Here is a 23,478-nt window from a genome sequence, read left to right as displayed (position 1 = left end):
ACGAATAGGGTGGTTGACATGGCTGTATCACCGTCGGGAGGGCAGATCGTGGCGATGTCATCCGCCGAATCACCGTGGCGCCGCCGCGCACTGTTCGTCGTGTTCGTGTCGGCACTCGTCCATCAGAACGCCCTCGCCGTGCCGTACGTCCGCGAGAACGGGTGGCGGTCGGCCGCGGACTTCTTCGTCGGGGACATCCTGACGACCACGCCGGGTCGGTTCGCACTGGTCGATCTGACCTATGTCGTCCTCGGGTTCCATGTGTGGGCCTTCACCGAGGCGAGGCGTCTGCGGATCGTGCCGTGGTGGATTGCCTCGGTGATGCTGACCTTCGGCGTCGGGATCGCCACTGCCATCCCGTTCTTCTTCCTGGCCCGGGAGCGTGCTCTCGCGTCGTCGTCGACGCGGTGAGGCCATGACAACGCGCCCGTAACACCGAGGCAAGTCGTATTTCACGAGCGCCACGGATAGTGGCGTCATGTCCAGCACTCCGCGGTTCCTGCAAGGCGTCTTCGCGTTCACCGGTACCGGCCTCACCAAGCCGGCACCGATCGATCCGTCGTTGACCTTCGTGGTCCCGCCCGGTCTCACCGCGCAGCCCCTCTACTTTCGGGGCGGCAACAGCTGCGACGACCTCATCTACGTCACGCTGACCCGCGACGGCCGGCCGATGCGGATCTTCCCGATGGGTGCGAAGGCCTCGGTGAACGTGCCGCTGCGGGTGGTCGAGGACGTCGACCCCGATTCGACGCTCGAACTGGTGCTCGCCGCACCCGAGGGTGTCACCGGCGATGTCGTCATCGACTTCGGGATGGTCGTCTTCTGATGGAGCGGCGCAAGCTCGTCGTCGTCGGCAACGGGATGGCCGGGGCGCGGACCGTCGAGGAGATTCTGGCCCGTGGCGGCGCGGATCTGTTCGACGTCACGATGATCGGCGATGAACCCTACGGCAACTACAACCGCATCATGCTGAGCCACGTGCTCTCGGGTGAGTCGTCACTCGACGACGACGACCTGATGCTGAATCCGATGGCCTGGTACCGGGAGAACGGCGTCACCCTCTACGCCGGCGACAGCGCGGAGGCGATCGACCGGTTCGCCAAGACGGTGACCTGCGCGAGCGGTCGGACGATCGACTTCGACACCCTCATCATCGCGACCGGTTCGAACACCTTCTTCCCCAACATGGACGGGTTGCGGGAACCAGACGGTCGGCTCGCGCGCGGGGTGTTCGGATTCCGCACCATCGCCGACACCAACGGGATGTTGCAGATGGCCACCGCGCGGGACGGGCTGCGCGCCGTGGTGATCGGCGGAGGGCTGCTCGGGCTGGAGGCCGCGTACGGGTTGAAGACCCAGGGTGTGGACGTCGACGTCGTCCACTCGCCGGGGCACCTCATGAACCAGCAACTCGACGAGCGCGGCGGGAAGGTGTTGCGCAACAAGATAGAAGAGCTCGGGGTCGGTGTGCACACCGGGAAGCGGACGACCGCGGTGGTGCGCGACGAGGACGGCGCGGTGGCCGGTGTCGGGTTCGCCGACGGCGAGTCGTTGTCCGCGGACATGATCGTCGTGACCGCGGGCATCCGGCCGAACGTCGAGTTGGCACGTGGCGCCGGCCTCGTCGTCGAGCGCGGGATCGTCGTCGACGACCAGATGCGTTGCGAAGATGAAGGTTTCATCTTCGCCGTAGGGGAGTGCGCCCAGCATCGCAGCGAGGTGTACGGTCTCGTGGCGCCGCTGTGGGAACAGGCCGTCGTCCTGGCGGATGTGGTGACCGGCGCGAATCCCTCTGCGGAATACCATGGTTCACGTCTCACGACGAAGCTGAAGGTGGCCGGCGTCGACGTCGCCGCCATGGGAGTCAAGGGTCCCGAGCGGGACGACGACGAGTTCGTCCAGTTCTACGAACCCCGGAGCGGGGTCTACAAGAGTGTCGTCGTCCGAGACAACAAGCTGATCGGCGCGATGCTCCTGGGTGACATCTCCAAGGCCAACTTCCTCACTCAGGCATTCGACGAGAAGGTGCCGCTGCCCGACGAGCGGATCTCGATGCTGTTCGACATGGGTACGCCGTCGGTGGAGACGGGAGCAGCCGAGCTCGCCGACGACGTACAGGTGTGCAACTGCAATGGGGTGACCAAGGGCGACATCGTCGCGTGCGTGCGGGGCGGGTGCACCAGCGTCAGCGAGGTGTGTGCCGCGACCCGGGCCGGAAAGGGTTGTGGTTCCTGCAAACAGCTCGTCGGCGACATCGTCGGGTTCGCTGCCGGGGATGCGCTGACCGAAGATCGGTCTGCCGAGTGGTACGTTCCGGCGATCCCGTTGACCAAACCGGAACTGATCGACGCCGTCCGACGGCAGGACCTGCGGTCCGTCACGGACGTGTTCGCGGCGCTCGCGCCCGACGGTGAGGACGCCTCGGCCAAGATGCCGCTGTCGTCGCTGCTGCGCGTGATCTGGGGGCAGGACTGGCAGCGGGAGCCGGGGGCGCTGTTCGTCAACGACCGCGTCCACGCTAACATCCAGCGCGACGGGACCTTCTCGGTGGTGCCGCAGATGAAGGGCGGTGTGACCTCGCCGCAACAGCTTCGTCGGATCGCCGACGTCGCCGAGAAGTACGACATCCCGATGATCAAGGCGACCGGCGGCCAGCGGATCGATCTGCTCGGTGTGCGAAAGGAGGATCTGCCGAAGGTCTGGAAGGATCTCGACATGCCGTCGGGATACGCCTACGGCAAGTCGTTCCGAACCGTGAAGACCTGTGTCGGAACCGATTACTGTCGCTTCGGTCTGGGGGATTCGACCTCACTGGGGATCGCCATCGAGACGCGATATCAGGGTCTGGAGTCCCCCGCCAAGCTGAAGCTGGCCGTCACCGGCTGTCCGCGCAACTGCGCCGAGGCGCTGTGCAAGGACTTCGGTGTGGTCGCGGTCGGGTCGAGCGGGGCGAACGGGGCGACGGGAGAATCCACGGAGAGTCGATGGGAGATCTACGTGGGAGGTGCGGCCGGCGCACATATCCGCAAGGGCGATCTGCTGGCCACCGTCGACTCGTCGGCCGAGGTGATCCGCCTGTGCGGCATCTTCATCCAGTACTACCGCGAGCAGGCCAAGTGGCTCGAGCGTACCTACGCGTGGGTGCCGCGGGTGGGTATCGAGGAACTGCGTGCCATCCTCGTGGACGATCGTGACGGGCTTGTCGCCGGGCTCCAGGAGCGGATCGACGAGGCGGTGGCCGACTACACCGACCCGTGGCTCGACCGCGAGGAGCCGAGGTCGCCCGCGCAGTTCACGTCGTCGCTACCACTTCTCCCGCTGCCGAAGGTACCGGTTCGATGACCCGCGTCGACGCAGGTGTCGTCGTGGGCCCGATGGAAGATCTCCTGCCCGGCGAGGGACGCGCCTACGCGGTCGACGGAAGGCAGATCGCGGTGTTCCGGATGACCGACGGCACGCTGCGTGCGACCGACGCGGTCTGTCCGCACAAGGGCGGACCACTTGCCGACGGCCAGTTCGATCTGGGTCAGATCGTGTGCCCACTGCACCAATACGCATTCCGTTTCACCGACGGCGGGTGTGCATCCGGCGAGATCGGATCGGTCGGTGTGTACCGGGTGGAGGACCGTGACGGTCAGATCGTGGTGTGGCTCTGAGGAGTTGTCCCAGATGACACCACAGCGGGTGGGCACGTCGTCTGGCTCGCCGGCAGTCCTCTCAGGTGTCATCTGAGACAAGCTCTTTCCGGTCCACCAAGGGCTTGAGGTGTCCACGACGTCGAATGACGTCGAGAATCGAGGATTCGGCGGATTCCCACTCATGGACAACCTGATGGTAGGTCAGCCTGATGACGATGTATCCGAGTTCGACCGCCTTGCGATCCCGCTCCCGATCCTTCTCGAATTGCTCCTTGCTGCTGTGTGTCTCGTAGCCGTCGACCTCGACGATCAGGCTGGTACCGATGACGAAGTCGACGATGCCGACGCCGGCGATGTCGACCTGGGACCGGAGTTCGACACCGCGAGCACGAAGACGGAAACGTGTCATCGATTCGGTCCCCGATTGCGCTGTGCCGTCGCACTTGTCCAGCAGAGCGCGGATACGGGCCGGCGCCGGGCGGAACACGGTGACGAGGTCGGAGAGTTCGAGCAGTCCTTGATTCAGGATGGAATCGCACACCACGACGATGCCCTCGGGGTCGAGGCATCTGAGTGCGTGGCGTAACGCGACGGTGAGTTCGTCGACGGAGGTGATCTCGGATTCGGGCCGGCCGTACTGTTCGCAGAAGGCGCGGTGGACACCTCGATGTGCCGACGCCCGGGCTCGTATGTGTACCGGCGTAGAGGCTCCCGGCACCCACACCTTGTGCAGTCGCAGCGCCGACAGACAGCTGAGGACTCCGCCACCAGCGACTGCTGCGACGACGTCGGTGTTGGCGAGCGCGGTGGCATACCAGCCGCGACGGATGCATCGGAGAGCTCCGGAGGCGAGGACGTGGCGCAGATCGGTCCGGGTCATACCGGCTGTCCGGAGTTGCTTCCACGATGCCACACCGAATCCTGCTGCGAGGACCCCTGCGTAGTCCAGTTCTTCCATGGCCTGAAGCGTGCCCTGAATGCCGACGTCGGAGACGTGATGAGCCGATCGAACCGCGCATCTGTGGATTATTCTCTCGCTGTGGAGAAGTCTCAGGTGAGCAGTGTCCCAGATGACACCGCAGCGAGACACCGGACGGGAAATGCGTGCTGACAGTTCCCTCAGGTGTCATCTGAGACAGCGCTGCTTGTCGGGTAGGTCGCACTCACGGCGGTTCACGAGATGCAGGTCGTCACCTCGCCGTTCTGTCAGTAGACGTCCCGCACATACCGCTTGTCGGCGGCGAGCGCCTTGACGTAACCCTCAGCGCTGCTGGGTGCGAGCTTTCCGTGCTGCGCGACCACACCTTTCAGCGCCGAATCGACGTCCTTGGCCATGCGCGACGCGTCGCCGCATACGTAGATGTGTGCGCCGTCGTGTAGCCAGCGGTACAGCTCCTCGCCGTGTTCGCGCATCCGGTCCTGCACATAGATCTTCGACTCCTGGTCGCGGGAGAAGGCGACGTCGAGACGGGTCAGCAGGCCGTCGGCGAGCATCGAGGTCAGTTCGTCGCGATAGTAGAAATCGGTTGCGGCGTACTGCTCACCGAAGAACAGCCAGTTCGGGCCGGTGTGGCCGAGCTCCCGACGTTCGTGCAGAAACGCCCGGAACGGGGCGATACCGGTTCCGGGACCGATCATGACCATGGGGGCGTCGGGGTCGGCGGGTGGCCGGAAATGGTTGGTGGAGTTGACGAAGATGCCGATGTCCTCACCGTCGGCGTGATCGGCCAGGAACGTCGAGCACACACCGCCTCGCGGGGTCCCGTGGACGTTGTAGCGCACCGTGGACACCGTGAGGTGGATCTCGTCGGGGCTCGACAGTGGGCTCGACGAGATCGAATACGACCGCGGAGCAAGCGGTTTCATCACATCGACCCAGTCGTCGGCCGATGCCCGGACGGGGTGCTCTGCCAGGAGATCAACGGATTGCCGTCCCCAACACCACTTCGCGAACTGCTCCTTGTTGCCGGCCGCGGTCATGCCCCGCAACGCGTCGTCGCCGGTGCGGTCGGCGACGAAACGCACCAGATCCGTGCCCACCTTGGAGAACTCGAGTCGCTCGCGGAGGGCTCGCCGCAGCGTCATTTCGCCGGCGTCGGGGAGGTCGACGACCTCGTCGCCCCGGAGTCCGGTCACCGACAACCATTCGTCGATGAGCGCCGGGTTGTTGCGCGGCCACACCCCCAGGGCATCTCCGGTCTTGTAGCTCAACGACTCCGCGGGCAGATGGAAACCGACGTTGCGGACGTCCTTCTGCGAGCCTGAACCGTTCAGTCGCACATTCCGTGCCAGCGAGGTGACGAACGGTTTCTTGCGCGAGTAGGTCGGACTGGCCGACGGTGCGGGAGCGGATCGCTCGACGACGGACACCGGTGAGCGGGTGCCGCCGACCGGATCCGTCGGTGTCTCGACACTGCTGAGGGCACCGACGACCGACTCGAGCCAGCTGCCCGCCGCGTCCTCGAACTCCGGTTCGCAGTCGACCCGGTCGAGGAGGCGCTCGCCGCCGAGCTCACCGATCCTCGTGTCGAGCTTGCGGCCGTGGCCGCAGAAATCGTCGTAGCTCGAATCACCCAACGCCAGCACGGCGAAACGCACGCCCGACAGGTCCGGGGCGTCGTCGGAGTTGAGGGCGTCCCAGAATGCGGTGCCGTTGTCCGGGGGATCGCCGTCACCGGTCGTCGAGGTGACGAACAGGACCGCGTCGTGATCCCCGAGTGTGCCGGGATGCGAATCGTCCATCGGCGCGGCGGTGACCCGCAGACCGGTTCCGGCGACACGTTCGACGCACTGCGCCGCGACATCCTCGGCGTTGCCCATCTGTGACGCCCACAGCACGGTCACGGACCCGGGCACCGACGACCCGCCGTCGCCGGTGGCGTCCGCGGCCACCGGGAGACGGGCGTACATCCCGTGCAGGAGGCCCGTCACCCACAGCCGGGTCGGCGCCGACAGCGGTGCGTCTGCGGGCACGGTCGGCGCGGAGTCGGCCGGGGGATGGGCACGGAGGCCGGCGACCAGCCCCGCGAGATAGAGCTTCTCGTCGTCGGTCGGAATCGGTGCCGCGACATCGCCGACGCCGAGCATCCCAGCGAGGACGTCCATCTCGGCTCCGACGGGCGTCGACGACGTGGACGGTGATGTCGTCGTGGGCTTCTCGGCCGCCGCAGGAGTTTCCGTGGCGGCGGCGACGCGCGTCAGGGTGACGGCACACACCTTGAACTCGGGCTGCTGCGACAGCGGGTCGACGGCGTCGGAGGTGACGGCGTTGATGGTGAGATGCTCGCCGAACACGTCGTTCCAGTGGAACGGGACGAAGCAATTGCCCGGGCGCACACGGTCGCTCACCGACGCCGGTAGGACGGCGCGGCCGCGTCGCGATGCCACCTCGACACTGTCTCCCTCGCCGATGCCGAGCCGTTCGGCGTCGGCCGGGTGGATCTCGACGAACGGTCCCGGGTTGAGTTTGTTCAGCTTGGCAACCCGGCCCGTCTTGGTCATCGTGTGCCATTGGTGGGGGAGTCGTCCGGTGTTCAGGAGGATGGGGTAGTCGTCGTCCGGCATCTCCGCCGGTTCGACGTGTGGGCGGGCGAAGAACTGTGCCCGTCGAGTCGGCGTCGCGAAGGCGAGGTCGGGGACGGTGCCGTCCTCTCGGCGGAACAGGGTCTGGCTCACGCCGTCGTTGAGGTAGCGGATGGGGTGCCGGCCGTCGGTGGCCTGCATGTCCGGTGGGCACGGCCACTGCATCGGCGTGCGACGCAGACCCTCGTAGCTGATCCCGCGCAGGTCGTATCCCGTTCGTGGATTGGCGAACTCGCGGATCTCGTCGAAGATCTCCTCGGCGCTCGAGAAGGTGAAGGCGTCGGCGTAACCCATCGCGCAGGCGATCTTCGCGATGATCTCCCAGTCCGGCAACGCCTGACCCGGTGCTTCGACTGCGGGTTCGAACAGGGTCACGTTGCGTTCGGAGTTCACCATCGTGCCGCTCGACTCGGTCCACAGCGCGGCGGGCAGGGCGACGTCGGCGTAGGCGTTGGTCTCGGTGTCCGCGAACGCGTCCTGGGTGATGACCAGATCGGCCCGTTCCAGTCCCTCGATGACGGTCGAACGATTGGCCACCGAGGCAACCGGATTGGTGCAGATGATCCAGCACGCGCGGATCTCGCCGTCGGCCATTCGGCGGAACATGTCGATCGTGCCGCCCCCGACGTCGGTGCGCAGCGTTCCCGGTTCGACACCCCACCTCTCCTCGACGAACGCGCGATCGTCGTCGGCGACCACCGCACGCTGTCCCGGGAGACCGGGACCCATGTATCCCATCTCGCGTCCGCCCATGGCATTGGGCTGCCCGGTCAGCGAGAACGGTCCGCTGCCGGTACGGCAGATGGCGCCGGTCGCCAGGTGAAGATTGATCAGCGCGTTGGTGTTCCAGGTGCCGTGTGTCGACTGGTTGAGTCCCATGGTCCAGCAGCTCATCCAGTTGCCGGCCGTCCCGATGAGATCGGCGGCGCGTCGGATGTCGTCGACCGGGATGCCGGTGATCTCCGCGACGAGCTCGGGTGGGTATTGCGCCGCGAACTCCGGCATCTGCTCGAAGCCGTCGGTGTGGGCGGCGATGAAGTCGTCGTCGGTGTGACCCCCGGAGACGAGCAGATGCAGCAGGCCGTTGAGCAGGGCGAGGTCGGTGCCGGGCTTGATCTGCAGGAACAGATCCGCTTTCTCGGCGGTGGTGGTCCGGCGCGGGTCGACGACGATGAGCTTCGCGCCCGCCTTGATGCGGTCCATCATCCGCAGATGCAGGATCGGATGGCAGTCGGCGATGTTCGATCCGATCACGAAGAAGACGTCGGCGTGATCGAAGTCCTGGTACGACCCGGGCGGCCCGTCCGCGCCGAGGGACTGCTTGTAGCCCGTCCCGGCGCTGGCCATGCACAGACGGGAGTTCGACTCGATCTGATTCGTACCGATGAATCCCTTGGCGAGTTTGTTCGTGAGGTACTGGGCCTCCATCGACATCTGGCCCGAGACGTACAGGGCCACCGCGTCCGGACCGTGCTCGTCGACGATGGCACGCAAGCGGTGGGCGGTGTCGGTGATGACCTGGTCCATGTCCGCGGGCTGCGGGGGTGCACCCCGCTCGGTCCGGATCATCGGGGTCAGGAGTCGACCGCCACCCGCGAGCATGTCGGCGGTGGTCGACCCCTTCGTGCACAGACGGCCGAAGTTGGTCGGGTGGTCCTTGCGGCCGGTGGTCTTGACGACCTGGCCGTTCTCGCCGACGGTCAGGTCCATGCCGCACCCCACGCCGCAATAGGCGCACAGCGAATGGACGACGTCGAGGGACTTCACGCTCCCAGCGTGCGGGGGGTGTGTTTCCTGATGCGAAGCGTCCAGTTACGCGACCGTCAACTTGGCCTCACAGCCTCATCCGACGGTTGTGCGTGGACCGCTCGCCGGTGGCGTGATGGAGATCTGCGCGTCGATGCGGCTGATCCGACAGACCGACCGGGGGATCCGGAAGGTCTCGTCGGTGGGGGCGTCGACGATGTGTGCGCCGCCGATCACGACCGGGACGATGAATCGGTAACGGAGCACATCGGGGTCGCGCGGATCGGCCGCCCGCGATGTCACCACCGGTGCCGTCATCACCGAATACTGGATGTGCAGGTCGAGGTCACGGCGCATCTGATCGCCCGAGAACCCCGTCTGCAGGCCGTTCTCGAACCGGACGGCATCGCGTGCGAAGGGCACGTCCGACGCCTTGGTGCGATCGCCGAGAGCAGTCAGATACGTGTCGGCCGCCGCCAGCTGACGTTCGGTGGTATACGGAGTCGGCGCGGCGGACGCGGCCGGTGGGACGAGGCACACCGCGACGGCGGCCCCGGCGACGCCGGCGGTCAGGACTGCGCGGAGGAGCCGATGGCGCGAGGTGATCAGCGGCGAATGGTATGCCACCGACTCGCCCGGACCGGCTCGGTCACACGCCGCGCACCTGCGCAGATGTCCTCGAGACACACTGGTCGTCCTCAGACACATCTCAGCAGTTCACGATAAGACTGTAGGCATGCGCATCCTTGTGGTCGACGACGATCGGGCGGTCCGTGAGTCGCTTCGCCGGTCGCTGACCTTCAACGGCTACTCGGTGGACACCGCGGCCGACGGCCTCGAGGCCCTCGAGAAGATCGTCGCCGAGCGCCCGGACATGGCGATCCTCGACGTGATGATGCCGCGCCTGGACGGGCTCGAGGTGTGCCGACGCCTGCGGTCGGCAGGCGATGACCTGCCGATTCTCGTGCTCACCGCCCGCGACTCGGTGTCTGAGCGGGTTTCCGGGCTCGACGCGGGGGCCGACGACTACCTGCCCAAGCCCTTCGCGCTCGAGGAGCTGCTCGCACGCCTGCGGGCGCTGCTGCGCCGTGCCGCACCCGACGACGCGGCGGAGTCGGAGGCGCTGACCTTCGCCGACCTCACGCTCGACCCGGTCACCCGCGACGTGTCCCGCGGTGAGCGCGGCATCAGCCTCACCCGCACCGAGTTCGCGCTGCTGGAGATGCTCATGGCCAACCCGCGCCGTGTCCTCTCCCGCAGTCGCATCCTGGAGGAGGTCTGGGGCTACGACTTCCCGACGTCCGGCAACGCCCTCGAGGTGTATGTGGGCTACCTGCGTCGCAAGACCGAGGCCGACGGAGAGTCCCGGTTGATCCACACCGTCCGCGGTGTCGGCTATGTGCTGCGGGAGACCCCGCCCTAGTGCCCGCCGACACTCCGGGGGCCGCACCGACACCGTCGTCGTCGCGGCGAGGGTTCCTGCGTCGTCGTCGCGACGAGATCACGGAGATGCGCGCCCCGATGCCGCTGACGCGGGCCGTCTCCCTGAAGACCCGCGTCACCCTGCTGTCCGCGACGGTCGTCCTCGTCTCGGTGAGCCTGATGGCCGCCGCCGCGTACTTCGTCGTCTACCGCGCGATGTACAACGAGGTGGATTCGCAGCTGGAGAGCCGCGCCGACGGCATGACGGCGCTGGCCCGCACCGGTCTGCTCAACGATCGTCCCGAGTCGCTGGTCACCGGCACGGTGTTCTCCACCAACATCTCTCTGGCCCTGGTGCGACCCGACGGACGCAGCTACCTCATCGGGGAGGTCCCGTTCGAGGACGCGGAACGCAGCATCGCGCGGTCGACCTATCGCCCGGGCAGCGTGAACCAGAGTCTTCGTACCATCCACAATCAGCGTGTGCTGGCGCGCAAACTCGACGACGGCAACACACTTGTCCTGGCGCAGAGCCTGTTACACACCGATCGCGTGCTCAAACGACTGGCCTGGGTTCTCCTGGTCGTCGGTGGGGGCGGCGTCGCACTGGCCGCGCTGGCCGGCACCACGGTCGCCCGAGCCGGCCTGCGGCCCGTCGGCAGACTCACCCGAGCGGCCGAAAGGGTCGCTCGCACACAGGATCTCACGCCAATCCCGGTGACCGGAAACGACGAGCTGGCACGACTCACCGAGAGCTTCAACACCATGCTGGCCGGTCTCGCGGAGTCGAGGGACCGACAGTCACGCCTCGTCGCCGATGCCGGCCACGAACTGCGGACACCCCTCACCTCGTTGCGGACCAATCTCGAGTTGCTCATCGCGGCGAGTGAGCCGGGCGCACCGGCGATGCCGGCGCAGGACATGGTCGAACTCCGATCCGACGTGATGGCCCAGATCGAGGAACTGTCCACGCTGGTGGGCGATCTCGTCGATCTCGCCCGCGAGGACGCGCCCGCCGTCGTGCATGAGGAGGTCGACCTGACCGAGGTCATCACGCGATCGCTCGAGCGGGTCCGTCGCCGCCGCAGTGACGTCGACTTCCACACCAACCTCACGCCATGGTTCGTCTTCGGTGAGGAGCACGGACTCAACCGGGCCGTTCTCAACGTGCTCGACAACGCCGCGAAATGGAGTCCCCGCGGCCGGCCGGTCCTGGTGCGACTCGCCCAGATCGACGCGACGACCGCAGAACTCACCGTTGCCGATGCGGGACCGGGCATTCCGGACGAGGACCGCGAGCTCGTGTTCGAACGGTTCTACCGATCGACCCAGTCGCGCTCGATGCCCGGGTCAGGTCTGGGCCTTGCGATCGTGCGGCAGGTGGTGTCCCGACACGGTGGCCGGGTCCGCGCCGAGCAATCGGAGCTCGGTGGGGCACTCATCCGAATGACATTGCCGGGGAGTCCCACACCCGAGGAACCTTCCCCCCAGGTCGTTCGTCAATAGTGTGAACGGGCCCGTGGACGGATCCGCCGGGCCACACCGGCACGGACCGGCCGATGTGGACAGACCTCGACTTCGGTCATCGCGGCCGAAGGCAGGACACTAGGGTTGTTGATCAGCAGTGGTGGGCCGCCCGGTCGCGTCGGCCGTGGCAGCAGTCGGGACATTCGCCGAATGGGCGACGGTAAGAGCTAAGGAAGACGACATGACGAGTGGCGGTTCGCAGGGCGATCCGTACGGTGCCGGCCAGGGGCAGAATCCCTACGGTGCCCCCGGACAGTACGGAACGCCCGGTTATGGCGCGAATCCCGGCCAGAACCCAGGGCAGAGTCCCTATGCGCCGGGAGCCGGCTCATCGGACGCGAACACCTACGGTCACCATGCGGCATCCACTCAGCGCTACGCCGATCCGTACGGCCCGCCCGCATCTGCCCCGTTTCCGGCGCAATCGCCGTATCCCGTCGGCCAGGCGGGGCCGGGTGGCCGCGGTGGGCCCACGTACGGCCCTGGACCACAAAAGAAACGGTCCGGCGGTCTGAAGGCGGCCTTGGTCGTCGGCGCGGTCGTCCTGGCGCTCGTGGCCGGAGCGGTCGGCGGGGTCGTCGGCGCCCGGTTCATCGACGACGACTCGTCGTCGGCGCACAACGGTCCTCTCGGCGGCGATCCCACCGGTGACTCGCAGGGACAGCCGCAGGCGCCCGCGGGATCCGTCCAGGAGGTCGCGTCGAACGTCCTGCCGTCGGTCGTGTCGATCATCGTCCGTTCGGGCAACGCCGAAGGGGGCGGCTCGGGCGTGGTGCTGTCTGCCGACGGCGTGATCATGACCAACAATCACGTCGTCTCCGAGGCCGGATCGGCGCGGGCCAGTCAGGTGCTGGTGATCTTCTCCGACGGCACCCGTGCACCTGCGCGACTGCTCGGGGCCGATCCGGTATCCGATATCGCGGTGATCAAGGTGGAGAAGACCGGGCTCAAACCCATGAACGTCGGTACGTCGAAGAACCTCGCCGTCGGACAGGACGTCATCGCGATCGGTGCGCCCCTGGGTCTCGAAGGCACGGTGACCACGGGCATCATCAGTGCGCTCAATCGTCCGGTCTCCACGTCCCGCGAGTCCGGTACGACGTCGGTGATCGACGCCATCCAGACGGACGCTGCGATCAACCCCGGCAACTCCGGGGGTGCGCTGGTCAACGCGCGAGGGGCCCTCATCGGGGTGAACACGGCCATCGCCACGCTGGGCGCCTCGGCCGAGCAGCAGGGCGGCAGCATCGGTCTGGGATTCGCCATCCCGATCGATCAGGCCATCCGGGTGGCACGCGAGCTCGAGCAGACCGGCAAGGCGACACAGGCCGGGCTGGGGGTCTCGGTCCGTGCCAACACCGACGTCGATCAGCCGGGCGCCTACATCTCGGACGTCACGGCCGGTGGACCGGCCGCCAAGGCAGGAATCGCGCAAGGTGCGATCGTGACGAAGGTCGACGACCGGACCATCGCGACAGGCGATGCGCTGGTCGCGGCTGTCCGGTCCCACGCGCCGGGCGATACCGTCACCATCACGTACGTGGCCGGAGGACAGACGAGGACCGCTCAGGTCACGTTGGAAACCCTCCAGGTCGGCTAGTTGCATGATCCTCGCGCATGGGAGCAGAAAGGCTTGAGAATGAGCGACCCCCGATCCACCGCCATCGATCCTGACGACGTGGTGGCCGCAGACGCGGCCGCCCGGGAGTTCGTCGCACGGCACAGCGACGACGACAGCCGCACCTCACCGACCGGCGACGAGATCGGCCGTGCCCTCGTGGTCGTCGTCGACGATCGCGCTGCGCACGGTGAGGATCAGAGCCTTCTCGGGCCACTCGTCGGCGAGTTGCTCGGCGAGGCCGGTTTCCACGTGGACGCGACCGTCGCGGTGTCCGGCGACGAGGTGGAGATCCGCAACGCGCTGAACACCGCGGTGATCGGCGGAGTCGATCTCGTCGTCTCGGTCGGCGGCGTCGGTGTCGGCGCCCGCGATGTCACACCGGAGGCCACCGAGGCACTCATCGACCGCCGCCTCCGCGGCATCGAGGAGGCCGTCCGGAGTTCCGGGCTGGCGGCAGGAGCCACCGACGGCGGCCTGTCCCGAGGATTGGCGGGAATCTCCGGCCAGACCCTCGTCGTCAACATCGCCAACTCGCGTGCAGCGGTCCGCGACGGCATGGCCACCGTCGCGCCACTGGCGAAACACGTCATCGAGGCGATCAGCGAGTTCTGAGCCGCATGCGCATTCTCAGCACCGTCGGGAGCGGTGATGGGTGACCCGTCCGACCGATCCCCGGAACCGCCGATGACCAGCGATTCCGGGGATCATTCGCGTCCGGCGAGGGATTGGCGCGCCAAGCGCAGGATCGACGATGTGTTCGGAGACGACCTCCCAGAGCAGAGTTCAGATGATTGTGACCAAGGTCACTCAGGGCGTTCTCAGGACTGGTATGAAGCCAACCGCCCACCCCATCACGAATAGTCCAGCACGCTGCTGACATGGCTGACGCAGCGTGTTTTCCTTCCGTTAACATTCGCACTTTCAAAGATTTCGAATGTGATCTTTGGGATGGTGAGAGGCGGCGTTGAGACACGTCGGATTGCATCTGTTGCTCGTCTCCATCTCGCTCCGATAACGTTCGCATCGACGAACTCGGTACTTGGCGACGAGCACCGGTGGGGAGTCCTGCGATCTGTCGCGACTGACGACGCAGCAGTGACCAGGGGTCTGCGGAAGGCAACTTCCAGGGAACCGGAGCCTATGAGGGTTCGGTTGCGGGGCGGGGGTCCGCAGCCCACAAGGGTCGACTCGTGCAGCACGCGGTTGTGCTGTGCGGGATAACAACCGAATCCTGTGAGAGGGAACGAATGAGCAAGTTCAGCAAGCTTGGACTGCGTCGCGTTGTGGGCGCGAGCGCCGTCGCCGCGGTCGCGGCAGTGGGCCTGGCCACGATGGGGGCGGGGGGAGCAGCGGCAGCTCCGCTGCCCAACGGCTACAAGAACGCCACCGGCATCGACGGCGAGTCGCTGCAGACCTGGCGTACCGGTGAATCGGCACTGCCGGCTCCCTCGGTCGCCAACAACGGTGCAGGCCGGGCCGCTGTCATCTCGGGTACCTACCGGGCCAAGGCCAGTGCCGGTGTCAACGGCAACATCGCGGTCAAGGTCCTGATCGGCTGCCAGGTCGACATCACCGGACTCGAGGGCGGTCTCGGATTGGGTGTCGACATCGCGCCGAGTGCATCACTGAGTGGTTCGCTCACGATTCCACTCACTCCCGGACAGGTCGCCAAGGTCGATGTGACGGACAAGGACATCAGCGACGGCGGGGTCGCCGCGATCCAGCTCGACCAGTTCGGGATCAATGTCGAGAAGTGCGGTGGCTACGCATCGGCACGGACCATCGTGCAGACCGTCGGCGCCAAGGGGTACAACACCGACGAAGGTTCCGTGAACGGTGAAGGTACCTACCTCCAGTCGACCCTCTACGGCAAGCCCTTCAGCCTCAACTGAGCGGCACGCAGATAAATCCAGTCACAACTCTCTGACTTATCTGCCCCGAGCAGATTGATATTCCACGAAGGGGAATCATGAAGAAGATCAACAGCCGCGTGGCCGCCGGTGTCGGCCTCGCCGGTGCTGCGGTGATGGGCCTGACCAGCCTCGGTGCCGGTGGCGCCGTGGCCGGCCCGCTGCCCGGTGGTTTCGTCACCAAGACCCTGGTCGACGGCACCCCGGTCACCGTTCGTCTGAGCAACGAGTTCGTCAACGTCCAGAGGGCCGTGACCAACGTCGCCACCAGCCGCGAGGTGTGGTTGTCGGGCAAGGTCACCGTCACTGTCGGCGGAAAAGCTGAAGGCGGCTCCATCGACGCCGGCTACCTTGTCGGCTGCCAGGTCGATTTCGGTGCGGGCGGCGGCGCCGATGGTGGCGTCACCGCCAGTCCGAATCCCGACGGTGGCGTCAGCGCAGAACCATCCGGCAGTGGAAATGTCGGGTTCACCCTGGGCCCCGGGCAAGCTACGTATTTCCCGGTGATCGATACCACCTCGGGTGACAGCACGGCATACAAGGACTACGAAGTTCACTCGTACGCCTTCAAGGGTGCTCGCGGTGGTGTCGCCTACAGCCAGGAGAAGTTCGGTCTCGATGGCTGCGCCGGGTACGCCTCGGCCAAGGCGAAGGTCAAGGTCACTGTCAACACGGATTCAGTGAAGGGTGTCATCACCCTATACGGCAAGCCGTTCAGCATCGGCTGATCTGCTCTTCTCGTCGTCGGCATTGGCGGCCAGACGAACACCAGCAGAACCGCGCGGGGCGGGATCGGATATCCGATCCCGCCCCGTTGCCCGTTCTCCGGGTAGTGCGACTACTGGCCTGCCGGTCAGCTCCCGAAGAACGGGAACGGGAAGGTGCGCGGCCGCGGACGTGGCCGGGCCTGGGGTCGCGGCGACGGGCCCGGGCGACGGTCGCTGTGTCCTCGCGGATTCTGATTGTGCGGCATACTGATGCCCCCTCCATGTCGTGGCTGTCTCTGTGTGCCGGTGGACATATCCGCCGACCTGACCGACAGTAGGAGCGCAACCTTGCGGTTTGCTGGTGGCCGGCCTGGGAAGCGGCTGGGAGTCGTTGCCCGTACGACGACGCATCCGCCGTTGAGCGCGCTACGTGGGCACCCCGTCCGACACGGACACCGGCGGATCCGACGAAACGGGCCGCGCTCTGTGGAGAGCGCGGCCCGATGTGGCTGTGGGTCAGCGTGAGTGACGGCCGGGGGCGTCCGGGCCCTCGGGGTACTCACCCGGGAACTGGCCGGGCTGGGGGTACTGATTGCCCTGGGATGGAGTGCCCTGGGGCGGATAGTTCCCCGGAGGCGGATAGTTGCCCTGCTGCGGGAAGCTCCCGGGCGGGGGATAGGAACCCGGCGCCGGCTGCGGCGTCGGATACGGCGGGTTCGCCTGGTGCGGTGCCTGCGGTGGTTGCGGCGCCTGCGGTGGTTGCGGCGCCGACTGTGCGGGTGCGGGTTGACCCGTGGGGTCGCCGGGCGCGCTGAAGCGGTGCGTCACACCGGGATCCACGCCGGCCAGCGGCGCAGCGGGCTCCTGCAGGTGCGCCGGGAGGTCGGCCTGCGCCTCCTCTTTGGCCTTCGACGAACCGTCGGGATCCAGGAGGTCGCGGATCTCGGTCAGCAGCGCGACCTCGGTGACCTCGGCCTTCTTGGCGAAGCCGCCCAGTTCGGCCAGCTTGTTGTAGGGGGCGATGATGAGGAAGTACACGACCGCGGCGACGATCAGGAAGTTGATCAGTGCGGTGATCACCGCCCCGATGTCGACGAATGTCGACGGATTGTCGGTGATCTGGAAGCCGAGACCCTCGGCGGCGTCAGTGCCGATGGGGATCGCGTTGATCAGCGGCTGGATGATCTTGTCGGTGAATGCGGTGACGATGGCGGTGAAGGCCGCACCGATGATGACCGCGGTGGCCAATTCGATGACGTTGCCCTTGAGTATGAATTCCTTGAATCCCTTGAGCACGGTGTGCGGTCCTCTCGTATTCGGCTTACCGCTCTTGTTCAGGTACTCGCGCGGGCGGATGTACGCAGCCCATGGAGCATCGAATTCTGTGTGTGAAGACGACAACCCTATCCAGGATCGTAAACGACCGTTGCAGTGATTTCCGGAAACCGCGCCCGGGTGAGGGGCGGCGTCACGGTCTGGCGTCAATGCATGACGACGGCCAGCGACGCATCCAGACCCGCCGCGGCAACCCGATGTGCCGCCGACTCTTCCATCGCGAGCAGGACCGGACGCGCGCCGGCACGGCCGCCCATGAGCGAACTGTCGGCGGACGCGTGCGCCGACAACGCGACGACCGCCGCACGCGCGAGGACGGTCACCTCGGACGTGTGGTCGTCGGCCGCGGTCAGGACGTCGACGACGTCACCCTCGCGCAGCAGGGACGTCGTGGTCTCGTCCGACAGCCGAACCGGCACCAGCCGGGCGTCTCGACGACCGGTCAGCTGAACGGGCAGGCGCGGTGACAACAGGCGGGCGTCGGTCACGATCTCACCCGCGTGGACGCGACCGACCGTCGCGCGTCCGATCCCGTCGGCGGTCAGCCGCAATGCGCCTCCCGGCACGAGGCCACCGGGGATCTCGCGGAGTGCAAGATCGCCGGCGACGACGGCATGTCCGGGAGTCAGGTCCCTTGCCGCGACGACGACGGCCCGCGACTGTTCGCCCCGATGGCCGGCGACGGTGGTCGCGACCGCGACCATCACCAGCAGAACCGACGCGAGGCGCCGGGTGATCACCGATCTGGACCATCCCGGTCGGAGCGCGTGACGGACGCGGTCGACGACGCGGGGGGACAGGGTGTCACGGGATATCGAGCGCATGCCGGGACCGTAGTCGCGGACGTGGCCGTCGCTGTACGCCGAGGACGGATCTGTGCATGAAGCATCGAGGGGTCGACGTGTGTGGATGATCGAGCGGCACGACCCGATTGGATCCGCCGACGTTGATCGGGGAGAATGGTCCGCGGTGTGCCGGGAAGTCTGGTCGGCTCCCGCTGATTGCGGGATCAGTGATCGCAGGTGATCAAGTCACGCACGACGACCAGGAGTTCGCAGATGTCGACCCCCGCCGCCCCGGAGCCCGCCGCGCATGAACGAGCCGCTCATCAACCCTCCGCACGGCAGCGCTTTCGCCGATGGGTGTCGCTCGACGTCACCAGCGGCGCCCTGCTGCTCGTGGCCGCTGTCGCCGCGGTGGTGTGGGCCAATTCGCCGTGGCGCGATGCCTATGAGTCGCTGATCTCGTTCGAGTTCGGCCCGGAATCACTTCATCTGCATCTGTCGGTGGCGGAATGGGCCGCCGACGGCCTGCTCGCGATCTTCTTCTTCATCGTCGGTGTCGAACTCAAGCAGGAGTTCGTGGCGGGGAGTCTGCGTGATCTGAAACTCGCGGGTGTCCCGATCGTCGCCGCGATCGGCGGAATGGTCGTCCCCGCACTGTGTTACGTCGCCGTCGTCGCGATCTGGGATTCGGAGGCGTTGCGTGGCTGGGCCATTCCCACTGCCACCGACATCGCGTTCGCGTTGGCCGTGTTGGCCATCTTCGGACGTGGTCTCCCGCTCGCACTTCGCACGTTCCTGCTGACACTCGCCGTCGTCGACGATCTCCTCGGCATCACCGTGATCGCCACGTTCTACACGGAGACCATCGATTCCGTGATGTTCGGTGCGGCGCTGCTGGTGATCGCGGTGTTCGGTGTGCTGGTGCGGCTCAAGCGGCCGCGGCAGGCGTGGCTGATCCCCGTCGTGCTGGTGCCCCTGGCGGTGGTGGCCTGGGCGTTGATGCATGCGTCCGGGGTGCACGCGACGGTTGCCGGTGTGCTGCTGGGATTCACAGTTCCCGCGATCGCCAGATTCGGTGAGTCGAGTTCGCGGACACACCAATTCGACATCGCGATCCGTCCGACGTCGTCGGCGATCGCATTGCCGGTGTTCGCGTTCCTGTCGGCCGGGGTGACCGTCGTCGGCGAATCCGGGATCGTGCAACCGGTCTCGATCGGGATCTTCCTCGGCCTCGTCGTCGGCAAGGTCATCGGTGTGATGGCCGCGACGGCGGTCATGACCAGGTTCACCCCGCTGCGCCTGCCGGACTCGATCGGCGTCCGTGATCTGCTCCCCGTCGGCATGTTGACTGGGGTCGGCTTCACCGTCGCACTACTCATCGCCGAACTGTCCTTCGAGCACGGTTCCGACGACCACGCGTCGGCGGCCAAGGCGGCGATCCTGCTGGCCAGTGTCGTCGTCGCCCTGGCCGCCGCGGTCCTGCTCCGCTGGGATGCCCGCCGGAAACGGGACCCGGACATGAACCGCGACGGCGTCGTCGACCGCGACATCGCGGTCATCGAATAGCGCTGCTGTTGCTTCCGGCCGCCGGATCGTTTCTCCCGCGACCTCGCGTCTGTCCGCCGTCCATCACCGTTGCGGATCGACAGAAGGGCGCGGAGCAGGCACAACAGCGCCCCGACGAGCATGTATTGGCACTCGGAATGGTGGAGTGCCAATATCGGTTACACTCAGCAGCGATTCACTACTCTTCCGGAGGTTGTCGGTGCCCACTTACTCGTATGCATGCACGGCGTGTGACAACAAGTTCGACATCGTGCAGTCGTTCTCCGACGATGCGCTCACCGAATGCCCGCAGTGCACGGGCCGTCTGCGCAAGTTGTTCAACTCGGTCGGCATCGTCTTCAAGGGCAGCGGCTTCTACCGCAACGACTCGCGGTCGTCCTCGTCGTCGAGCGAGAGCTCGTCGTCCTCGTCGTCGGACAGCAGCTCCTCCTCGAGCGGCAGCAGCACGTCGTCGGAGAAGTCCTCGGCGAGCTCCTCGTCCTCGTCGGACAGCAAGCCTGCCGCAGCCGCTGCGTCCTGACCCTTCGAGACGCTAGCAAGCTCGGTCCTCAGGGATCGGGTGGTGCGTCTCAGCCCAGCTGATGAAAACCGCCGTCGGGGGTCAGTGCCCAACCGACTCGGACATCGTGCGGTGCGGCGGGTAGAGCATCCACCAACTCGTCGTCGTAGACCACGGCAACCGTCTCCGCCGTCAGTCCGGTCAGGGTGCGGTCGTAGTAGCCGGCTCCGCGCCCGAGGCGCGTGCCCGACTTGTCGACGGCGTACGCCGGCACGAAGATCACCGTGGCTGCGCGGATGGCGTCCGGGCCCAGATGATCACCGGTCGGTTCGAGTAGACCCCAACGCCCACGCGCCAGCGAATCCACGCCGTCGTAACGCACCCAGTCCAGGGCCGTCGGCCCGCCGCCGGGCACCACGGGCACCAGCACGGTGACACCCCTAGAGGCCAACGCATCCAGGAGGGCGAGCGAGCCGGGCTCCGAGCCGAAGGGGACATACGCCGCGACCGTGACGTCGTATTCGAGACGGAACGGCGCCGACAGAATCCAGCCTGCGAGGTCGTTCGCGGCTCGTTGTCGCGCCGCGAACGGTCTCGAGCCGCGACGTTCCTCGAACTCGGCTCGCAGTCGTCTCTTCATCGTCCGCACCCGTCTGTCCTCGTCTCGCCGCCCGAAAGACTGAGATCTTCCCAACAGGATCTTCGCAGAAATCGCCATTAGGGTGTTCCCATGAGCACCAGTGACGTGAGCCAGACTACCGAGGCGTTCACCGAGTACGAGTCGGTGCCCAACACCCCGCCGATCCCGCGTACCGCGGTGGTCCCGGCCGCGGGTCTGGGGACGCGATTCCTGCCGGCCACCAAGACGGTGCCGAAGGAACTCCTGCCGGTCGTCGACACCCCAGGCATCGAGCTCGTCGCCGAGGAGGCGAAGTCCGCAGGCGCGGAACGGCTCCTGATCATCACCTCGCCGGGCAAGGACGGGGTGGTCGCCCACTTCGTCGAGGACCTGGTGCTGGAGAACACCCTCGCCAAACGTGGCAAGGCCTCGATGCTCGCGAAAGTCCGCAAGGCACCGTCGTTACTCGAGGTTGCCTCGGTCATCCAGGAGAAGCCGCTCGGCCTCGGACATGCGGTCGGCTGCGTCGAGGACTACCTCGACGACGACGAGGACGCCATCGCGGTGCTGCTGCCCGACGACCTCGTCCTGCCCGGCGGTGTCCTCGAGGTGATGGCGCGGACCCGTCAGCGGCGGGGCGGCTCGGTGCTGTGTGCCATCGAGGTGCCCGGCGACCGCATCAGCGCCTACGGCGTCTTCGACGTCGAGGAACTGCCGGACGCGAACAACCCGAACGTCAAGAAGCTGAAGGGCATGGTCGAGAAGCCCGAACCCGAGGACGCACCGTCGAACCTCGCAGCCGCAGGCCGATACATCCTGGATCGCAAGATCTTTGACGCACTCCGTCGGATCGAACCCGGCGCAGGCGGTGAGTTGCAGCTGACTGACGCGATCGCGCTTCTCATCGACGAGGGTGAGCCCGTACACGTCGTCGTGCACCGCGGCACGCGCCACGACCTGGGCAACCCGGGCGGGTATCTGAAGGCCGCCGTCGACTTCGCCCTCGATCGCGACGACTACGGACCCGATCTGCGCGAGTGGCTCGAGAAGCGACTCGCCGACGGCTGAGAGTCTGCCTCCACCGCCGATTCGACACATTTGATCGCAGCGATATCAGCGCGCCTCGGGCATCCGACGACCTGCGGCGGCTACCGTCGAGCGGAAATCTGTCAGCCGAGATGGGGCGAGAAGGTGAGATGCGTTCGGTCGAAGATCATCTGACCCGGGTGACCGCCGCCGCGGTCGCCCCGCGACCCGTTCGGGTCGCGATCTCCGAGGCGCAAGGTTTGATGTGCGCGGAGGAGGTCGTCACCGAACGGCCCATGCCGGGATTCGATCAAGCCGCTATCGACGGATACGCGATCCGTGCGGTCGATGTCGACCTCGCGGGCACGATCGCGCCGGACGACGTGGAGGAGTTCGACTCCGGCGGTGCCGACCTGGCCGAACTCACCCCGGGCGAACCGATGATCGTGCAACTCCCTGTGGTCGGCGAGGTCGAGCCGGGAGCCCGGACCCCTACCCGACTGCAGCCCCGCCAGGCGGTCCGCGTCGACACCGGTGCGCCGATGCCCACCCTCGCCGACGCCGTGGTCCCCGTCCGCTGGACCGACGGGGGCGAGAAGAAGGTCAAGGTTGGCCATGCCGTGGAGAGCGGAGAGTATGTCCGCCGCGTCGGTGACGACGTCCAGCCCGGCGATGTCGCCGTGCGGGCCGGATCGATCATCGGGCCGGCGCAGGTGGGCCTGCTGGCCGCCGTCGGACAGGCCCGGGTCATGGTGCATCCCCGTCCCCGACTGTCGGTGATCTCCATCGGGAGCGAGCTCGTCGACATCGACCGGTCACCCGGTCCCGGGCAGATCTACGACGTCAACAGTTACGCGCTGGCGGCCGCCGCACGCGATGCCGGTGCCGACGTCAACCGCGTGGGCATCGCCGAGCGCGAGACCTCCCGGATGCGCGAGGTCGTCGAGGCCCAACTCATCCGCTCCGAGATCGTGGTCATCTGCGGAGCCATCGGCGGAAAGGCATCGAAGGCGGTCGCCGACGCCCTCAGCGACCTCGGCGAACTGGAGATCGTCCGCGTCGCCATGCATCCCGGCTCGGTTCAGGGATTCGGCCGGCTCGGCCGAGACGAGGTCCCGACCTTTCTTCTTCCGGCCAACCCGGTCAGTGCACTCGTCACCTTCGAGGTGATGGTGCGCCCACTGATCCGGATCGCGCTGGGCAAGCGCCAGCCGATGCGGCGGGTGGTCACCGCACGCACCATCGGGCCGATCGCGTCCGTCCAAGGGCGAAAGGGATATCTCCGCGGCCAGTTGATGCGTGACGAGCGGTCGGGGGAGTACCTGGTGCAGGTCATCGGCGCGTCCCCGACCGGCAGCTCCCACCTGCTGGCCGAGCTGGCCGAGGCTAACTGTCTGATCATCGTCGAACCCGATGTGGAGGAACTGGGCACCGGCGACGAGGTCGAGGTGGCATTCCTGGCGCAGCGGGGCTGACACCGAAATAAACTCGTCAT

General features: G+C 66.8%; 20 protein-coding genes. 14 read left to right on the top strand and 6 right to left on the bottom strand.

The annotated features are described in order from the left end of the window. Positions 1-18: 18 nt before the first annotated feature. The 4 genes from QSJ19_RS09530 (at position 19) to QSJ19_RS09515 (ending at position 3,656) form a co-directional block, all read left to right on the top strand. Complete coding sequence (locus QSJ19_RS09530) at positions 19-411, top strand: DUF2834 domain-containing protein (RefSeq protein WP_286319925.1); 393 nt, start codon at positions 19-21, stop codon at positions 409-411. 67 nt (positions 412-478) lie between these two features. Further along, positions 479-826, top strand: a complete 348-nt coding sequence (locus QSJ19_RS09525) for a molybdopterin oxidoreductase (RefSeq protein ID WP_286319924.1) — start codon at positions 479-481, stop codon at positions 824-826. Then, entirely contained in the window at positions 826-3,342 is a 2,517-nt protein-coding gene (gene nirB / locus QSJ19_RS09520; protein WP_286319921.1) for a nitrite reductase large subunit NirB, read from the top strand. Before QSJ19_RS09525 ends, nirB begins: the two co-directional genes overlap by 1 nt. Then, the gene (locus QSJ19_RS09515; protein ID WP_286319919.1) at positions 3,339-3,656 is read left to right on the top strand and encodes a Rieske (2Fe-2S) protein; all 318 of its coding nucleotides are present in this window, start codon (positions 3,339-3,341) and stop codon (positions 3,654-3,656) included. The genes nirB and QSJ19_RS09515 overlap by 4 nt, the downstream gene beginning before the upstream one ends. A gap of 61 nt (positions 3,657-3,717) precedes the next feature. Here QSJ19_RS09515 and QSJ19_RS09510 read toward each other — a convergent pair whose 3' ends face one another. From QSJ19_RS09510 to QSJ19_RS09500, 3 genes are all read right to left on the bottom strand, one after another. Beyond that, complete coding sequence (locus tag QSJ19_RS09510) at positions 3,718-4,596, bottom strand: endonuclease domain-containing protein (protein ID WP_286319917.1); 879 nt, start codon at positions 4,594-4,596, stop codon at positions 3,718-3,720. Between the two features lie 248 nt (positions 4,597-4,844). Beyond that, positions 4,845-8,930 (bottom strand): bifunctional nitrate reductase/sulfite reductase flavoprotein subunit alpha, encoded by a 4,086-nt coding sequence (locus QSJ19_RS09505; protein ID WP_502876127.1) that lies wholly within the window; start codon positions 8,928-8,930, stop codon positions 4,845-4,847. A 132-nt stretch (positions 8,931-9,062) separates the two neighbouring features. Continuing rightward, positions 9,063-9,593 (bottom strand): DUF8021 domain-containing protein, encoded by a 531-nt coding sequence (locus tag QSJ19_RS09500; RefSeq protein WP_286319913.1) that lies wholly within the window; start codon positions 9,591-9,593, stop codon positions 9,063-9,065. 109 nt (positions 9,594-9,702) lie between these two features. On the opposite strand from QSJ19_RS09500, the gene QSJ19_RS09495 reads away from it, so the two are divergent. The 6 genes from QSJ19_RS09495 (at position 9,703) to QSJ19_RS09470 (ending at position 16,174) form a co-directional block, all read left to right on the top strand. Further along, a complete protein-coding gene (locus QSJ19_RS09495; protein WP_286319911.1) occupies positions 9,703-10,389 on the top strand; it encodes a response regulator transcription factor in 687 nt (228 codons plus the stop codon). 86 nt (positions 10,390-10,475) lie between these two features. Next, positions 10,476-11,894: a sensor histidine kinase gene (locus QSJ19_RS09490; RefSeq protein ID WP_286320029.1), complete on the top strand. Its 1,419-nt coding sequence runs from the start codon at positions 10,476-10,478 to the stop codon at positions 11,892-11,894. Positions 11,895-12,096: 202 nt separating this feature from the next. Continuing rightward, complete coding sequence (locus QSJ19_RS09485; RefSeq protein ID WP_286319910.1) at positions 12,097-13,515, top strand: S1C family serine protease; 1,419 nt, start codon at positions 12,097-12,099, stop codon at positions 13,513-13,515. A 39-nt stretch (positions 13,516-13,554) separates the two neighbouring features. Continuing rightward, positions 13,555-14,148: a MogA/MoaB family molybdenum cofactor biosynthesis protein gene (locus QSJ19_RS09480; RefSeq protein WP_286319909.1), complete on the top strand. Its 594-nt coding sequence runs from the start codon at positions 13,555-13,557 to the stop codon at positions 14,146-14,148. A 635-nt stretch (positions 14,149-14,783) separates the two neighbouring features. Then, complete coding sequence (locus tag QSJ19_RS09475) at positions 14,784-15,428, top strand: MspA family porin (RefSeq protein WP_286319907.1); 645 nt, start codon at positions 14,784-14,786, stop codon at positions 15,426-15,428. A gap of 77 nt (positions 15,429-15,505) precedes the next feature. Beyond that, positions 15,506-16,174, top strand: a complete 669-nt coding sequence (locus tag QSJ19_RS09470; RefSeq protein WP_286319905.1) for an MspA family porin — start codon at positions 15,506-15,508, stop codon at positions 16,172-16,174. 495 nt (positions 16,175-16,669) lie between these two features. On the opposite strand, the gene mscL is transcribed toward QSJ19_RS09470, so the two are convergent. Continuing rightward, positions 16,670-17,449 carry a large conductance mechanosensitive channel protein MscL gene (mscL, locus tag QSJ19_RS09465; protein WP_286319903.1) on the bottom strand — a complete coding sequence of 260 codons (780 nt, stop codon included), beginning with the start codon at positions 17,447-17,449 and terminating at the stop codon, positions 16,670-16,672. 185 nt (positions 17,450-17,634) lie between these two features. Then, positions 17,635-18,312, bottom strand: coding sequence for an SAF domain-containing protein (locus QSJ19_RS09460; RefSeq protein ID WP_286319902.1), 678 nt, complete (start codon positions 18,310-18,312; stop codon positions 17,635-17,637). A 234-nt stretch (positions 18,313-18,546) separates the two neighbouring features. On the opposite strand from QSJ19_RS09460, the gene nhaA reads away from it, so the two are divergent. Beyond that, complete coding sequence (gene nhaA / locus QSJ19_RS09455) at positions 18,547-19,839, top strand: Na+/H+ antiporter NhaA (protein ID WP_286319900.1); 1,293 nt, start codon at positions 18,547-18,549, stop codon at positions 19,837-19,839. Positions 19,840-20,038: 199 nt separating this feature from the next. Continuing rightward, the gene (locus QSJ19_RS09450; protein ID WP_286320028.1) at positions 20,039-20,359 is read left to right on the top strand and encodes an FmdB family zinc ribbon protein; all 321 of its coding nucleotides are present in this window, start codon (positions 20,039-20,041) and stop codon (positions 20,357-20,359) included. Positions 20,360-20,408: 49 nt separating this feature from the next. On the opposite strand, the gene QSJ19_RS09445 is transcribed toward QSJ19_RS09450, so the two are convergent. Then, a complete protein-coding gene (locus tag QSJ19_RS09445) occupies positions 20,409-20,978 on the bottom strand; it encodes a 5-formyltetrahydrofolate cyclo-ligase (RefSeq protein ID WP_502876123.1) in 570 nt (189 codons plus the stop codon). Positions 20,979-21,068: 90 nt separating this feature from the next. On the opposite strand from QSJ19_RS09445, the gene QSJ19_RS09440 reads away from it, so the two are divergent. Both QSJ19_RS09440 and glp read left to right on the top strand, forming a co-directional pair. Further along, entirely contained in the window at positions 21,069-22,025 is a 957-nt protein-coding gene (locus QSJ19_RS09440; protein WP_286319897.1) for a UTP--glucose-1-phosphate uridylyltransferase, read from the top strand. Positions 22,026-22,153: 128 nt separating this feature from the next. After that, a complete protein-coding gene (gene glp / locus QSJ19_RS09435; protein WP_286319896.1) occupies positions 22,154-23,458 on the top strand; it encodes a molybdotransferase-like divisome protein Glp in 1,305 nt (434 codons plus the stop codon). The last annotated feature ends 20 nt before the right edge of the window (positions 23,459-23,478 follow it).

The organism is Gordonia sp. ABSL11-1 (genome assembly GCF_030315685.1).
In the GTDB taxonomy this organism is placed as follows: domain Bacteria; phylum Actinomycetota; class Actinomycetes; order Mycobacteriales; family Mycobacteriaceae; genus Gordonia.
This window is presented reverse-complemented; position numbering and strand designations above follow the sequence as displayed.